Here is a 15,078-nt window from a genome sequence, read left to right as displayed (position 1 = left end):
ACCATGATGGCCAGGACGAGCGGCAAGGGCGGCACGGCCCGCCGGTCCGGTGCGCCCGCGGCGCGGCGCAAGCCGGCCGCCTCGACCGGTGCCGCCAAGAAGACCGCCGCCAAGAAGGCGACGGCGAAGCGCGCGGTCAAGAAGACCACCGCGAACGCCGCCAAGCGCACCGCGAAGAAGGCCGTCAAGAAGCGCACCCGCGCCGACGCGATCCCCGGCCCCCTCGAAGCCCTCGGCATGGGCCTGCGCGGCCTGTGGGTCGGCACGGCCCGCACCACCGGCTGGATGGCCCGCTCCGTCGGAAAGGAGGCCGCCACGGCCCGCGAGATCGACCCCGCGCACCGCCGCGACGGCCTCGGGCTGCTCCTGGTCGCCACCGCGATCGTCCTCGCGTGCGCCGTCTGGTTCGACGTGGCCGGGCCCGTCGGCGAACGGTTCGCGTTCATCCTCGACTGGCTCCTCGGCCTCGCCACCCGCGCGCTCCCGGTCCTGCTGGTGCTGTGGGGCATCCGCGTCATGCGCCTCGAACCCCCCGAAGGCGCGCACGGCCGCTCGCTCGTCGGCTGGACCGCCATCTGGGCCGCCAGCCTCGGCCTCCTCCACCTCATCTCCGGTCTCCCCGCCGACATGGGCGAGCGCATGGTCGCGGGCGGCCAGCTCGGCTGGCTCGTCGGCGGCGGGCTCGCTCTCGCGGTCTCGGCGTACGTCGCGTTCCCGCTGCTGGTGCTGCTCCTGCTGTTCGGGGTCCTCGTCGCCACCGCGACGCCCCTGAACCAGGTGCCGACGAAGCTCATGCACCTGTGGGGCCTGGCCACCGGCAAGGTGGAGACCTATGAGGACGACGAGGAGGAGGACGGCGGCGAGCCGCGCCTCACCCGCGCCGAGAGCCGGGAGGCCAAGCGCCTCAAGGAGGAGGAGGCCCGCCGGGTCCACCGGCCCACGACCGTCCTGCCGCGGCTCGCGCCCGAGGAGGTCCCCGAGCTCGGCCAGGAGGAGCCCCCGCCGCCGCGCCGGTCCGCGCCGATCCCCGCGCCCGAGCCGGTCCGCGAGCCCCCGAAGCACACGCCCGCGCCGAAGAAGATCGAGCAGCCGACCCTCTCGGACGGCGCGATGGACGGCGACTACCGCCTGCCGCCGCTCGACATGCTCCCGACCGGGCCGGTCGCGAAGAAGCGCTCGAAGGCCAACGAGACCGTCATCGCGGCCCTCCAGGAGGTGTTCGCGCAGTTCAACGTGGACGCCGCCGTCACCGGGTTCACGCGCGGCCCCACCGTAACGAGGTACGAAGTGGAGCTGGGCCCGGCGGTCAAAGTGGAGCGGATCATCCAGCTCTCGAAGAACATCGCGTACGCCGTCAAGAGCGCCGAGATCCGGATCATCAACCCGATCCCCGGCAAGAGCGCGGTCGGCGTGGAGATCCCGAACACCGACCGCGACGACGTGGCCCTGGGCGACGTGCTGCGCTCGCCGACCGCGCAGGCCGACGCGCACCCGATGATCGTGGGCCTGGGCAAGGACGTCGAGGGCGGGTACGTCCTCACGAACCTGACGAAGACCCCGCACATGCTCATCGCGGGCGCCACCGGCTCGGGCAAGTCCTCGTGCATCAACACGCTCCTCACCTCGATCCTGGTGCGGTCCACCCCCGAGCAGGTGCGCCTGCTGCTCATCGACCCCAAGCGCGTGGAGCTCTCGAACTACGAGGGCATCCCGCACCTGGTCCACCCGATCGTGACCAACCCGAAGAAGGCGTCCGACGCCCTCCAGTGGGTCGTCAAGGAGATGGACATGCGGTACGAGGACCTCGCCTCGGCGGGCGTGCGGCACGTGGACGACTTCAACCGGAAGGTCCGCTCCGGGGAGATCAAGGTGCACCCGGCCTCGGGCCGCGAGTTCCGCCCGCACCCGTACCTGCTGGTCATCGTGGACGAGCTGGCGGACCTGATGATGGTCGCCGCGCGGGACGTGGAGGACTCGGTCGTGCGCATCACGCAGCTCGCGCGCGCCGCCGGCATCCACCTGGTGCTCGCGACGCAGCGGCCCTCGGTGGACGTCGTCACGGGCCTCATCAAGGCCAACGTGCCCTCGCGGCTCGCGTTCTCGACGTCCTCGCTCGCGGACTCGCGGGTCATCCTCGACCAGCCCGGCGCCGAGAAGCTCGTGGGCCGCGGCGACGGCCTGTTCCTGCCGATGGGCGCGTCCAAGCCCGAGCGCATCCAGGGCGCGTGGGTCTCCGACGCGGAGATCGAGGCGGTCGTGGAGCACGCGAAGGCCCAGATGGACGCCCAGTACATCGAGGAGGTCACCGCCGCGCCCGGCTCGACCCGCGAGATCGACCCGGACATCGGCGACGACCTCGAAGTGCTCATCCAGGCGATCGAGCAGGTCGTCACCACCCAGTTCGGGTCCACGTCGATGCTCCAGCGCAAGCTGCGCGTGGGCTTCGCGAAGGCCGGGCGGCTCATGGACCTCATGGAGACGCGCGGCGTGGTCGGCCCCTCGGAGGGCACGAAGGCCCGCGACGTCCTCGTCAAGCCCGACGAGCTCGACTCGGTGATCGCCTCCATACAGGGCGAGCAGTTGTAGCGGACCCGCCGGGCCCCTACTCGAAGCTCGCGGTCAGCTCGTGGGTCTTGTCGCCGGTGATCGGCATCGAGATGCCCTCCTCGGGCCACTCGACGGGGCCTTCGGGGTGGAACGTCAGCGTGAACACGAGGCTGTCGGCGGGGACGGCGTACTCCAGGAAGTACGTGCGCCAGATCCCGTCGCCCCACTCCTCGTCGGTGTGGTCCACCGAGGCCGCCGTGAGCGCCCCGTTGGCGTCCGCGACCTTGAGGGCCTCCTGCGGGTCGATGTCCCACTCCAGGCCCGAGCCGGACTGGAGCCACCCGAACTGGAGGGCCAGGACCGCGCCGTCGTTCTCGGCCACCCAGCCCTCGCCGGGCTGGTACACCTCACGCGTGAGGGTGAACTCCGTGGAGTAGACCCAGTCGTCGAACCAGTACTCGTAGGACCCGGTCGAGGTGTACCCGTCGACGGAGTTCTCCACGACGTCGGTGGTCACCGAGTCCGTGGACGCGTTGTACAGGGCCTGGACGAGCCCGTCGCGGGTGCGCGACCGCAGGTCCATGGTCTGGGTCCGCTCGGAGTCGGTCATCTCCAGCGTCACCGGCGCGTCCTTCTCGACCACCGCCAGGTACGCGGCGCCGGGGACCGGCGAGGTGCCCGCGAAATCCCACTCCTCGGAGCCGATGGCGAGCTTCCCGGTCAGCTCCGTGAGGTCGTCCACCGCGTACGGGGCCTCCACGCCCGGCTCGGGCGCGAACTGCACGAGCGTGAACTCGTACCCGGGCGGCGGCGGCATCGTGATGGGGTTCGCCTCGCCCACGAGGTACTCCAGCTGGAAGCCCTCGGGGACGGCGTCGAACGAGGCCACGCACTCGACGCGGAGCGCGAAGTGCGCGCCGAGCAGCAGGCCCTCGTCGCCTTCGAAGCGCGTCTCGCCCTCGCTCGGGCAGATCGAGACGGGCACGTCGTCGCTGGCGACGGTGTAGCCCGCGCGGGTGTTCAGCGTGCCCGTGGGCACCGCGCCGCACGCGGCGGCGGTGAGCGCGGACGCCGCCGCGAGCACCGTCAGCGCGGCCCTGCGGGCGGCGCTGCTTGCGGGGTTCCTGTCGGCTGGGGCGATGCCTTTGGGGGACATGGAACCAGCCTAAAGTATGGGTGCGACGCCCGGTGAACCGATGTTGCCCCAGCGCAGGAGGGCCGCGAATGGCCGGTTTCGTCCGCGGTGCAATCGGCGCATACCGTCCGTGATCGGCCCCGGACGGCCCGGGACGTGGGGTCGGCCACTCTACGCCCCGGACGACGGTGACGCTGCCCGCCGCCCCGGGCGTTCACCGGCCGCCCCTGGGTACGCTTTCCTGGTGTCATCAGCTCATTCGACCGCCGACCAGACCTCCGCCGACCGGGCGGGCAGCGCCGCCAAGAGCGTCGCGCTCCTGACCCTCGGCTGCGCCCGCAACGAGACCGACTCCGAGGAGCTGGCCGCGCGCCTGGCCGCGGGCGGCTGGAGCATCAGCGACGACGGCGAGAACGCCGACGTGGTCATGGTCAACACCTGCGGGTTCATCGAGCAGGCCAAGACCGAGTCCATCGACGTCCTGCTGGAGGCCGCGAACACCGGCGCCAAGGTCGTCGCGACCGGGTGCATGGCCGAGCGCTACGGCCGCGAGCTCGCCGAGAGCCTCCCGGAGGCCGACGCCGTCCTCGGCTTCGACCACTACCCGGACATGGCCGCGCGCCTCGACGACATCCTCTCGGGACGCAAGATCGAGTCGCACCAGCCCGGCGACCGCCGCAAGCTCCTGCCGCTCGCCCCGGCCGCCCGCCAAGGGTCCGCCGCGGTCGTCCCCGGCCACACGCGCGCCGCGCAGGCCGACGGCGCCGCGCTCGCCGCGGGCGCCCCGCAGCACCTCGCGGTCGTGCGCAAGCGCCTCACCGACGGCCCCGTCGCCAACCTCAAGCTCGCGTCCGGGTGCGACCGCCGCTGCACGTTCTGCGCGATCCCGACCTTCCGCGGCTCGTTCGTGTCCCGCACGCCCGAGGAGATCCTCGCCGAGGCCGCGTGGCTCGCCTCCGAAGGCGTCAAGGAGCTCAACCTCGTCTCGGAGAACACCACCTCCTACGGCAAGGACCTCCCCGACACGCAGGCCCTGGAGCACCTCCTCGAAGGCATGGCCGCGATCGACGGGATCGAGTGGATCCGCCTGTCGTACCTCCAGCCCGCGGAGCTGCGCCCCAGCCTCATCGAGGCGATGCACCGCACCGAGAAGGTCGTCCCGTACTTCGACCTGTCGTTCCAGCACTCCTCGGCGAAGGTCCTGCGCCGCATGCGCCGCTTCGGCTCCACCGAGAACTTCCTGGCGCTGCTCGACCAGATCCGCGAGGTCTCCCCGCTCGCGGGCGCCCGCACCAACGTGATCGTCGGCTTCCCCGGCGAGACCGAGGAGGACGTGGAGGAGCTCATGGGCTTCCTCGAAGCGGCCCGCCTCGACTCCACGGGCGTGTTCGCGTACTCCGACGAGGACGGCACCGAGGCCGTGGACCTCGACGGCCACGTCCCCGAGGACGAGGTCCAGGACCGCCACACCCGCGTCGCGATGCTCGTCGACGAGCTGGTGAGCCAGCGCGCCGCCGACCGCGTCGGGGAGACGATGACCGTGCTCGTCGAGTCCGTGGAGGACGACGGCGTGGACGGCCGCGGCGCCCATCAGGCGCCGGAGGTCGACGGCACGGTGGCCCTGGTCGGCGAGGTCGAGGGCCTGGAGCCCGGGGACTTCGTGACCGCGAAGGTCGTGGACTCGCACGGCGTGGACCTGGTGGCGGAGCTCGTCGAGGAGGCGTGGTGACCGCCGACCCCCCGGTGTCGCCGTGGAACATCGCGAACGTGGTGACCGTGGCCCGGATCTTCCTGGTGCCGGTGTTCGCCGTGTTCGTGGTCCTGTCGGGGATGGAGCACACGGGGTGGCGGGTCGCGGCCTGCCTGCTGTTCGTGTTCATCTCGGCGACGGACTTCGTGGACGGGTGGCTGGCGCGCTCGCGCGGGCTGGTGACCGATTTCGGCAAGCTGGCGGACCCGATCGCGGACAAGGCGCTGATCGGGACGGCGCTGGTGCTGCTGAGCTGGTACGACGCGCTGCCGTGGTGGGTGACGGTGGTGATCCTGGCGCGGGAGTTGGGGATCACGTTGTGGCGCATGGCGATCCGCAACCGGACGGTGGTGGCGGCGGACCGCGGCGGGAAGCTGAAGACGGTCCTCCAGATCACGGCGGTGTCGTGGATGCTGTTCCCGTGGCCGTCGCCGCTGGACGCGGTGGGGCTGTGGCTGATGTACGCGGCGCTGATCCTCACGGTCCTGACGGGAATGGATTACCTCTGGAAAGCATTCAAATCTAGGGAGAGCGAGCCGAACCGGTCGAGCTAGGCTTGCAGGACCCGTTTAGGCTCATATGAGCGACCGCGGCGTGGAGGAGAACCCTATGGTGTTGTTGAGGGAACTGCTGGGAGAGACCCTGCGTCGTCGCCGCCGCGCCCAGAAGCGGACGCTGCGTGACGTGTCGAAGCAGGCGAATGTGAGCTTGGGCTACCTCTCGGAGATCGAGCGCGGCCACAAGGAGCCGTCGAGCGAGCTGCTGGCGTCCGTGTGCGGGGCGCTCCAGGTGCGCCTGTCGGAGGTCCTGGCCGAGGTGTCCCGTGAGGTCGCGGCGCACGAGCGCGGCGACGAGGCCCCGCAGCACCCGCAGGCCAGGCAGGTCCCGGTGCTGCTGCCGACCCGCGAGCAGGCCGCCGCGGAGGAGTCGCGGCGCCGCCGTCCGGCCGGCGCGGTCTCGCAGGTCCGGTCCCGGCACCGCCGTGGCGAGGTGTCCGATTCGGTGGTCCGCGCGGCCGCCTGACTGCGTACCGGAACGTCGTGCCCGATGATGTAGTTTTGCCGTGTAGGCGTCACCCCTGTCCCGCACGAGTGGCGCCGATGTCCGACACTAGAGGCAAGTCGGCGTTGCAGTTGCAAAACTTATGGCTCGCAAGCTTCGCCAAGTGAGCACCGGAAGGACCCCGATAATGGCCAATCCGTTCGTCAAGGGCTGGAAATACATGATGGCGCTCTTCGGTGCGAAGATCGACGAGTACGCCGACCCGAAGATCCAGATCCAGCAGGCGATCGAGGAAGCGCAGAAGCAGCACCAGGCTCTGGTGGGGCAGGCCGCCTCGGTGATCGGGAACCAGCGGCAGCTGGAGATGAAGCTGAACCGCTCGATGTCCGAGGTGGAGCGGCTCCAGGCGCAGGCGCGCCAGGCGCTGGTGCTGGCGGACAAGGCCCGTGCCGACGGCGACGAGGCGAAGGCGCAGCAGTTCGAGTCGACCGCCGAGATCCTCGCCGGGCAGCTGGTCTCCACCGAGCAGTCCCTTGAGGACATGAAGGTGATGCACGACCAGGCGCTCACCGCCGCCGACCAGGCGAAGAAGGCCGTCGAGAACAACCAGATGATCCTCCAGCAGAAGCTCCAGGAGCGCACGAAGCTCCTCGGCCAGCTGGAGCAGGCGAAGATGCAGGAGACGATCGCCTCGTCCCTGGAGCAGATGTCGCAGACGGCCGCTCCCGGGAACGTCCCGAACTTCGACGAGATCCGCGACAAGATCGAGGGCCGGTACTCGAACGCGATGGGCCGCGCCGAGCTCGCCTCGAACTCGGTCGAGGGCCGCCTCCTCGAAGTGAACCGCGCCACCCGCGACATGGCGGGCGCGTCCCGTCTGGAGCAGATCCGCGCCTCCCTTGAGGGCGACCAGCTCTCGGGCGGCAAGGAGAAGGCGCAGATCGAGTCCAAGGAGTCGGTCACGAACGCCCGGCTCGCCGACATCCGCGCGTCCCTCGACGAGGGCACCGCGGAGGCGGACAAGACCAACAGCTAAGGAACCCCCGTGGACGCCAAGGACCGCAAGCGCGCGTTCAAGCGCCTGCGGTCCAGGCTGGCCTCCGCCAAGTCCTGGACCACCACTGCCGGCGGCGCCGTCGCCGGCAGTGCCTTCTTCATCCCGTACGCGGGTCTCGGCGCCCCCGACGGGATCTGGGTGACCGTGGCCGGGTTCTCCACCGCGATGGCGGTGGTCCGCTGGCTCGACTACCGGCGCCTGGCGCGGGCCCTGCCCGAGTCGGAGCGCGCGTCCCTGGAGCTGCACGGCCCGGCGAAGCTCGCGAGCGAGGCGAAGGGCCTGTTCGGCGAGGCCGCCGAGGCGATCCGCCGGGGCCGCATCAGGGACCAGTTCAAGCGCAGCCGCGCCCTGCGGCCCTACGAGCGCCTGGAGCAGGCCTCGATCGCGGCCGAGCGGATGGCGAACCGCTTGCAGGGCAACGAGGAAGCGGTGGCGATCCTGGCCGGTGCGAGCCGGGCCGGGCAGGAGCTGTACCAGCTCGCGCTCAGCGTCAAGGACGTCGAGCAGGCCCTCGCCGTCTCGCCGTCGATGAAGCGCACGGGCCTCCAGGACGGGCTGGACCGCATGGTCGAGCGGCTCGAATCCGGGGTGACCGCCTACGAGGACATGGTGACCGCGGCGGGGGAGTGCCTGGCCGGGTCGATCGGCCTCCAGCACGAGCTGACCGCGCACCGCGCGGACGAGACCCTCGATCTCCTCACCGACGCGGCCGACCGGCTGCGCGCCGCGGGGGACGCGGCGAGCGAGATCCGCGGCCGGATCGGCGAGCAGCGCGCCTGAGGCCGCGAACATGAGAATGTCTAATTTGGTGTAATTTCTGGGTGAAAGCCCTGATTCTCTCTTTCTTTGCTACGGCGGCGGCCGCCCTCGTGCCCGCCGTCCCCGCTCACGCCGCCGACCCGGTCCCCGAGGGCCCGGTCCGCATGTTCCTCAAGGACCACCAGGACCTCCCGCTCGCCCAGAAGGACGGCGCGGTGCGCCTCACCGCCGAGGGCGACCTGTGGACGCTCCGCGCCGTCGAGGCCCTCCAGGACCTCGGCGAGTACCAGATCGTCCACGAGAGCGACGGCAAGTGCCTGTCCACGGACGTTTCCGGCGGCGGCGAGACCGCCCCGGTGTTCCTCGCCGAGTGCGACAGCGCCGACGTGTGGACCGTCGTCTTCGACGACGTGCCGTCCAATTCGGACTTCCGGTTCATCACCACCGACGACTACTACCTGGGCCTGGCCCACGACGCCGACGCCGTCGAAGGCGCTGAGGTCGTCTCCGTGGACCTCGCCGACGGCGCGAGCCCGAGCCGCCACTTCCAGGAGTGGCTCTTCGCCGCCGTCCCGCCCGAGACGCCCTCCCCGTCCCCGTCGGAGGAGGTCTCCTCCGAGGCCCCGTCGACCACGCCGCCCGCCGCGCAGCCGCAGCTCCCGACCACCGGCGCCGGACTCGGCGCCGCGATCGGCGCGGGCGCCGTCGCCCTCGCCGGGGGCGCCGCGCTCGTCCTGTGGTGGCAGCGCCGCCGGGCCCTGCGGTCCGACTGGTAGTCCACTTCGACGCAGCGACTCAACGCAGAGCATCGACGCAGCGCCATCGACACAGTGAATCCCACGATCCGGGAAATGCTGGGCGGGTCCGCCCGCCGGTGGCATACTTCGTCTCGTGACTTTTCAGCTCATGATTAGCTGCGGGCGTTCCGCGAGGCCATAGATGCCATCGCCGAACGCCAGACCTCCTGCGCCCGCAGGGGGTCTTTTTCGTTCAGGGCAAACGAACGTTCAGGTCCAGCGCGCAGCACAGGACCCATCGGCATACACGACTTGGAGCACCAAGTGACGCAAGCAGACTCCGCTGACAACACCGGCGCCGGGGACTTCCACGTCTTCGACACCACGCTCCGCGACGGCGCCCAGATGGAGGGCCTGCGCTACTCCGTCGCCGACAAGCTCGCGGTGGCCGAGCTCCTCGACGAGCTCGGCGTCGACTACATCGAGGGCGGCTGGCCCGGCGCGATCCCCTCGGACACCGAATTCTTCGCCCGCGCCGCGGACGAGCTGAACTTCAAGCACGCCAAGCTGGTCGCCTTCGGCATGACCCGCCGCGCCGCCTCCACCGCGGCCGAGGACCCCGGCTTCGGCGCCCTCCTCGACTCCCGCGCGCCCGTCCTGTGCCTCGTCGCCAAGTCCGACATGCGCCACGTCGAGCAGGCCCTGCGCACCACCCCCGAAGAGAACCTCGCCATGATCACCGACTCCGTCCGCACCGGACGCGAGCACGACCGCCAGGTCTTCATCGACTGCGAGCACTTCTTCGACGGCTACCGCCACGACCCGGTCTACGCGACCCTCGTCGTCAAGACCGCCCTCGACGCCGGCGCCGAAGCGGTCGTCCTGTGCGACACCAACGGCGGCTCCATCCCCTCCGACATCACCGCCGCCGTCACCGACCTGCGCGCCCGCCTCCTCGGCGCCGGGCTCGCCCCCGAGCGCATCCGCCTCGGCATGCACGCCCAGAACGACACCGGCTGCGCCGTCGCCAACACCGTCGCCGCCGTCGAGGCCGGAGCCATGCACGTCCAGGGCACCGCCAACGGCTACGGCGAGCGCCCCGGCAACGCGAACCTCTTCACCGTCATCGCGAACCTGGAGACCAAGCTCGGCCGCAAGGTCCTCCCCGACGGCGGCCTGGAGAAGCTCACCCGCGTCTCCCACGCCATCGCCGAGATCGCCAACATGACCCCCGACGAGCACGCCCCCTACACCGGGCACGCCGCGTTCGCCCACAAGGCGGGCATCCACGCCTCCGCCATCAAGGCCGACCCGGCCCTGTACAACCACATCGAGCCCGAGCGCGTCGGCAACGACATGCGCATCCTCGTCACCGAGATGGCCGGGCGCGCCTCCGTCGAGCTCAAGGGCCGCGAACTCGGCATCGACCTCGCCGGCGACAAGGCCGCCCTCGACCGGATCACCAAGCGCGTCAAGGAGCTCGAATCCAAGGGCTGGTCCTTCGAGGCCGCCGACGCGTCCTTCGAGCTGCTCGTGCGCGACGAGGTCGAAGGCGGCCTGCCCCGGCCCTTCGCCCTCGACACCTACCGCGTCATCGTCGACCACGACCCGAACGGCACCACCGTCGCCGAGGCCACCGTCCGCGTCCACGTCGACGGCGAGCGCGTCATCTCCACCGCCCAGGGCAACGGCCCGGTCAACGCCCTCGACGCCGCGCTGCGCTCCGCGCTGGCCGCCCGCCACCCGCGCCTGGCCGAGCTCACGCTCTCGGACTTCAAGGTCCGCATCCTCGCCGGGTCCAAGGGCACCGACGCCGTCACGCGCGTCCTCATCTCCATGAGCGACGGCGAGGCCGAGTGGACCACGGTCGGCGTCGCCCCCAACCTCATCGAGGCGTCCTGGAACGCCCTCGCGGACGGCCTCGCCTACGGGCTCAACCGCCGCTAGACCGCCACGAGCGGCACGAAGACCGGGGGCGGTCCACGAGACCCGCCCCCTTGCCCGGCCCGCGCCGATCGTGCGGGAGGGCGAAGGAAAAGGGGCCCGATCCGCGGATCGGGCCCCTTATCGCTCGCCTTGCGTCAGTTGAAGACCGCGAAGCGCTTCTGCTCCATCGTGCCGCCGCCGAACGTCGTGAACGACCCGCCGACGGTCATGTTCGCGCCCGACGGGTGGACCGTGGCGTCCCACGCGCCGACGACGCCGTTCGCGCCCGGGTTCCACGGCAGCAGGTTCCCGTCCATGTCCACCGCCAGGAGCTTCCCGCGGTGCGCCTTGATGCCGTCCACGCACTGCCCCAAGGGCCCGGCGTGGTTGGTGTTGCACGCCTCGTCGAAGTGGCCGCCGCCGATGACGGTGCTGCCCCACACCGCGACGGTCTGCATCCCGCCGTCCACGGCCTGGTACCAGAGCGTCTCGCCGGTGGTCGTGAACGCCCGGATCTCGCCGCCGCGCCCGTCGAGCGCCGCGTACACGCGGTCCCCGGCGACGACGACCTCGCGGGTGAGCACGTACACCTTGGCCTGGAAGCCGGTGTCGACCGCGCCCGTGACCGGGTCGACCGCGCCGAGCTTCCCGAACTTCTTGTCGCCGCCCAGCTCGGAGAAGACGCCCGCGACGTAGAGGCGGCCGTGCCCGGCCTGGACGTCGCGCACGCCGCCCTCGGACACGACGGGCTTGAACGCGGTGACCGGCGCGCCGGTCGCGGCGTCGACGGCCGCGAGGCGCGGCTGCGCGAGCGAGCCGACCTTCGAGAACGTCCCGCCGAGGTACACGGTGGACCCGACCGGCTCGATCGAGTAGACCGTGGCGCTCGGGTTCGGCCGCCACGCGGTGTCGAGCTTCCCGGTGGACAGGTTGAACCTGGCGGCGCGGGAGATGGCGACGCCGTCGATCTCGGTGAACTTCCCGGCGACGTACAGGTACCCGCCGCCGGTCTTCACCTCGTGGACGGTGCCGTTGAGGACCGGCGCGAACGGCAGCAGCGCCCCGGTCCGCGAGTTCACCGCGGCCAGGTACGTGCGGTTCGCGAAGGTCCCGTCGGTCTGCTTGGCCCGGGTGAACAGGCCGCCGGAGTAGACGGTGTCGCCGTTGTAGGCGACCTTGACGACCTGGTCGTTGAAGGAGGCGGTCGCCTGCGGCAGGTTCGAGTCGATCGCCCCGGCGGGGGCCTGTACGAACAGCAGGGCCGCGAACAGTGCTGAGATGGTGATCAGACGGCGCATTGCGGCAGTCTCGCACGCGTACCGCGCCGCGCGTCGGATTCGTGACGGCGCGTCACGAGGGAGCACCCGAATGCGGTGACCCGCCGGATTGCCCCGCCGTACTACAGTTGAGGTGTGACTTCCTACAAGACCGATCGCGCCCGCGCGGCAGCTCTCGCCGCGGACTCGGCCGTGTACGGACGCCGCCGCTTCGGCGCCGGGTTCTTCCTGGGCCTCGTGATCGTCGTGGTCCTCGCCTTCGCCCTGGGCTTCGTGCTCGTCGGCGGCCTCGGCGAGACCCTCAAGGTGCGACTGGGCGCGACCTCGCTGTCGCTGCTGGTCGCCGCGCCGCTCACGTGCGTCCTGGGCTTCTTCGTCGGCATGTTCGGCCGCGTCCGCCGCATGGGCATGGGCATCGTCGTGGGCGCGCTCGTCGCCACCGTCGTCATCGCGGGGCTCTTCCTGCTCCTGCGCTAGCGTGACCGGCGAGTCCGGCGCGCTAATGCGGCGCGCCCTGCGACGCCCCGCGAACTAAGCTGGTCCCGCCAGGTTTCACACCAGTCTTAGAGAGGGGCCGACTGTGCGGATCGCGCGGATCGCTCACCCCACCGGCATGTCGTTCGCAGTCCTCGAAGGGGAGGGGCCCGGGGCCACCGCCGCGGAGATCGAGGGGCACCCGTTCGCGCAGATCAAGCTCACCGGCCAACGCTGGGCGCTCGACGACGTGCGGCTGCTCGCCCCGATCCTCCCGTCGAAGGTCGTGTGCGTGGGCCGCAACTACGCCGAGCACGCCGCCGAACTCGGCAACGAGGTCCCCAAGGAGCCGCTGATCTTCCTCAAGCCCTCGACCTCGGTCATCGGCCCCAGCGAGGTGATCCGCATCCCGGCCGTGTCCGACCAGGTCGAGCACGAGGCCGAGCTCGCGGTCGTCATCGGCCTGCACGGCGCGCGCGGCCTCGACCGCGAGGCGGCGAAGTCCGCGATCTACGGCTACACGTGCGCCAACGACGTCACCGCGCGCGACCTCCAGAAGCAGGACGTGCAGTTCACGCGCGCCAAGGGCTTCGACTCGTTCTGCCCGCTGGGCCCGTGGATCGAGACCGACGCCGAGGTCGCCGACGCGGAGGTCCGCTGCGAGGTCAACGGCGAGGTGCGCCAGCTCGGCTCCACGAAGGACATGATCTTCGACGTGCCCCAGCTCATCGCGTACGTCTCGCAGATCATGACCCTGCTGCCCGGGGACGTGGTGCTCACCGGGACGCCCGCGGGCGTCGGGCCGCTCCAGGCCGGCGAGACCGTCTCCGTTTCCGTCGCCGGCATCGGCACGCTGACCAACAAGGTGATCGCCAGTGAGTAACACCCGCACCCGCTTCTGCCCCAGCCCGACCGGCACCCCGCACGTCGGCCTGGTGCGCACCTGCTTGTTCTCGTGGGGCTACGCCCGCGCCAAGGGCGGCTCGTTCGTGTTCCGCATCGAGGACACCGACGCCGCCCGCGACTCCGAGGAGTCGTACGAGCAGCTCCTCGAAGCGCTCTCGTGGCTCGGCATGACCTGGGACGAGGGCCCCGACATCGGCGGCCCCTACGCGCCGTACCGGCAGTCGCAGCGCCTCGACGTGTACGCCGACGTCATCAAGCGGCTCCTCGACGGCGGCTACGCCTACGAGGCGTTCTCCACCAACGAGGAAGTGGAGGCCCGGCACCGGGCCGCGGGCCGCGACCCGAAGCTCGGGTACGACAACTTCGACCGCGACCTCACCGAGGAGCAGAAGGCCGCCTTCCGCGCCGAGGGCCGCAAGCCCGTGTTCCGCATGCGGATGCCGAACGAGGACATCGTGTTCCAGGACGCGGTGCGCGGCGAGGTCCGCACGCCCGCGGGCACCGTCCCCGACTACGTGATCGCGCGCGGCGACGGCTCGCCGCTGTACACGCTCACCAACCCGGTGGACGACGCGCTCATGAAGGTCGACATGGTCACCCGCGGCGAGGACCTCATGCCCTCGACGCCCCGCCAGATCGTCATGTGGCGCGCGCTCATCGAGCTGGGCCTGGCCGACGCCGAGCCGGAGTACGCGCACCTGCCGCTCATCGTGGACGAGCGCGGCAAGAAGATGTCCAAGCGCGACCCCCGCTCGAACCTGCTGCAGTACAAGGAGGCCGGGTACCTGCCCGAGGGCGTCCTCAACTACGTGGCGACCCTCGGCTGGTCCATCTCGGGCGACCGCGACACGTTCACCGTCGCGGAGTTCCTGTCGGCGTTCGACCTCCACGACGTCAAGTCCAACCCGGCGCGGTTCGACGAGAAGAAGTTCGACGCGATCTGCGCCGAGCACTTCCGCATGACCGACCCCGCGGAGCTCACCCGCCTGCTCCTGCCGCGCCTGCGCGGCGCCGGGCTCATCGGCGAGGCCCCGACCCCGGAGGAGGCCCACGTCCTCGACGTGGCCGTGCCGCTCGTCCAGGAGCGCTGCTCGACGCTCGCGCAGGCCGTGGAGATGCTCCGCTTCCTGTTCTGCGGCACCGAGGTCGCCATCGACGAGGACTCCGCGAAGAAGACCTTCAAGGACGACGCCGGGCAGGTCCTCGACGCCTCCATCGCCGCGCTCGACGGCATCGAGTGGACCGTCGCGGGCATCGAGGAGGCCCTCAAGGCCGCCCTCGTCGACGGCATGGGCCTCAAGCCCCGCAAGGCCTTCGGCCCGGTCCGCGTCGCCATCAGCGGCAAGACCGTCTCGCCGCCGCTGTACGAGTCCATGGAGCTCCTCGGCAAGGACGTGAGCCTCGCGCGCCTGCGCGCCGCCCGCGCCACCTTGTAAGCACCGCAACGAGAACCGGCCCCGCGCAGCAGTGCGGGGCCGGTTCCGTTCCCTGGGGTTCCGCTTAGCGCA

13 protein-coding genes are annotated in these 15,078 nt (G+C 71.1%); 11 read left to right on the top strand and 2 right to left on the bottom strand.

The features are described 5' to 3' along the window. The first annotated feature begins 3 nt into the window (after positions 1–3). Positions 4–2,586 (top strand): FtsK/SpoIIIE family DNA translocase, encoded by a 2,583-nt coding sequence (locus ACFFXY_RS12995; RefSeq protein WP_382350879.1) that lies wholly within the window; start codon positions 4–6, stop codon positions 2,584–2,586. A gap of 16 nt (positions 2,587–2,602) precedes the next feature. Here ACFFXY_RS12995 and ACFFXY_RS12990 read toward each other — a convergent pair whose 3' ends face one another. Further along, on the bottom strand, positions 2,603–3,703 hold the full coding sequence (locus tag ACFFXY_RS12990; protein ID WP_382350876.1) for a hypothetical protein: 1,101 nt from the start codon (positions 3,701–3,703) through the stop codon (positions 2,603–2,605). Between the two features lie 223 nt (positions 3,704–3,926). Here ACFFXY_RS12990 and rimO point away from each other — a divergent pair, with 223 nt between their 5' ends. The 7 genes from rimO to cimA all read left to right on the top strand — a co-directional run bounded on the left by rimO (position 3,927) and on the right by cimA (position 10,934). Beyond that, positions 3,927–5,411 (top strand): 30S ribosomal protein S12 methylthiotransferase RimO, encoded by a 1,485-nt coding sequence (gene rimO / locus ACFFXY_RS12985; protein WP_382350874.1) that lies wholly within the window; start codon positions 3,927–3,929, stop codon positions 5,409–5,411. After that, the gene (gene pgsA / locus ACFFXY_RS12980; RefSeq protein WP_382350872.1) at positions 5,405–5,986 is read left to right on the top strand and encodes a CDP-diacylglycerol--glycerol-3-phosphate 3-phosphatidyltransferase; all 582 of its coding nucleotides are present in this window, start codon (positions 5,405–5,407) and stop codon (positions 5,984–5,986) included. Before rimO ends, pgsA begins: the two co-directional genes overlap by 7 nt. A 55-nt stretch (positions 5,987–6,041) precedes the next feature. Next, entirely contained in the window at positions 6,042–6,455 is a 414-nt protein-coding gene (locus ACFFXY_RS12975) for a helix-turn-helix domain-containing protein (protein WP_382350869.1), read from the top strand. A 166-nt stretch (positions 6,456–6,621) separates the two neighbouring features. Beyond that, positions 6,622–7,470: a PspA/IM30 family protein gene (locus ACFFXY_RS12970; protein ID WP_106362069.1), complete on the top strand. Its 849-nt coding sequence runs from the start codon at positions 6,622–6,624 to the stop codon at positions 7,468–7,470. Positions 7,471–7,479: 9 nt separating this feature from the next. Continuing rightward, positions 7,480–8,271, top strand: a complete 792-nt coding sequence (gene pspM, locus ACFFXY_RS12965; RefSeq protein ID WP_382350866.1) for a phage shock envelope stress response protein PspM — start codon at positions 7,480–7,482, stop codon at positions 8,269–8,271. Positions 8,272–8,312: 41 nt separating this feature from the next. Continuing rightward, the gene (locus ACFFXY_RS12960; RefSeq protein ID WP_382350863.1) at positions 8,313–9,026 is read left to right on the top strand and encodes an RICIN domain-containing protein; all 714 of its coding nucleotides are present in this window, start codon (positions 8,313–8,315) and stop codon (positions 9,024–9,026) included. 285 nt (positions 9,027–9,311) lie between these two features. Then, entirely contained in the window at positions 9,312–10,934 is a 1,623-nt protein-coding gene (gene cimA / locus ACFFXY_RS12955; RefSeq protein WP_382350860.1) for a citramalate synthase, read from the top strand. Between the two features lie 134 nt (positions 10,935–11,068). On the opposite strand, the gene ACFFXY_RS12950 is transcribed toward cimA, so the two are convergent. After that, a complete protein-coding gene (locus ACFFXY_RS12950) occupies positions 11,069–12,211 on the bottom strand; it encodes a PQQ-binding-like beta-propeller repeat protein (RefSeq protein WP_382350857.1) in 1,143 nt (380 codons plus the stop codon). Between the two features lie 114 nt (positions 12,212–12,325). Here ACFFXY_RS12950 and ACFFXY_RS12945 point away from each other — a divergent pair, with 114 nt between their 5' ends. The 3 genes from ACFFXY_RS12945 (at position 12,326) to gltX (ending at position 15,006) form a co-directional block, all read left to right on the top strand. Then, positions 12,326–12,667 (top strand): hypothetical protein, encoded by a 342-nt coding sequence (locus ACFFXY_RS12945; protein ID WP_382350855.1) that lies wholly within the window; start codon positions 12,326–12,328, stop codon positions 12,665–12,667. A gap of 103 nt (positions 12,668–12,770) precedes the next feature. Beyond that, positions 12,771–13,547 carry a fumarylacetoacetate hydrolase family protein gene (locus ACFFXY_RS12940; protein WP_382350852.1) on the top strand — a complete coding sequence of 259 codons (777 nt, stop codon included), beginning with the start codon at positions 12,771–12,773 and terminating at the stop codon, positions 13,545–13,547. Then, positions 13,540–15,006, top strand: coding sequence for a glutamate--tRNA ligase (gene gltX / locus ACFFXY_RS12935; RefSeq protein WP_382350849.1), 1,467 nt, complete (start codon positions 13,540–13,542; stop codon positions 15,004–15,006). Before ACFFXY_RS12940 ends, gltX begins: the two co-directional genes overlap by 8 nt. Positions 15,007–15,078 lie beyond the last annotated feature (72 nt).

Origin of the sequence: Glycomyces mayteni, from assembly GCF_042428885.1 — a bacterium.
GTDB classification, from domain to species: Bacteria; Actinomycetota; Actinomycetes; order Mycobacteriales; family Micromonosporaceae; genus Glycomyces; species Glycomyces mayteni.
The sequence above is the reverse complement of the archived record's forward strand: the minus strand, read 5'-3'. Positions and strand labels throughout refer to the sequence as shown.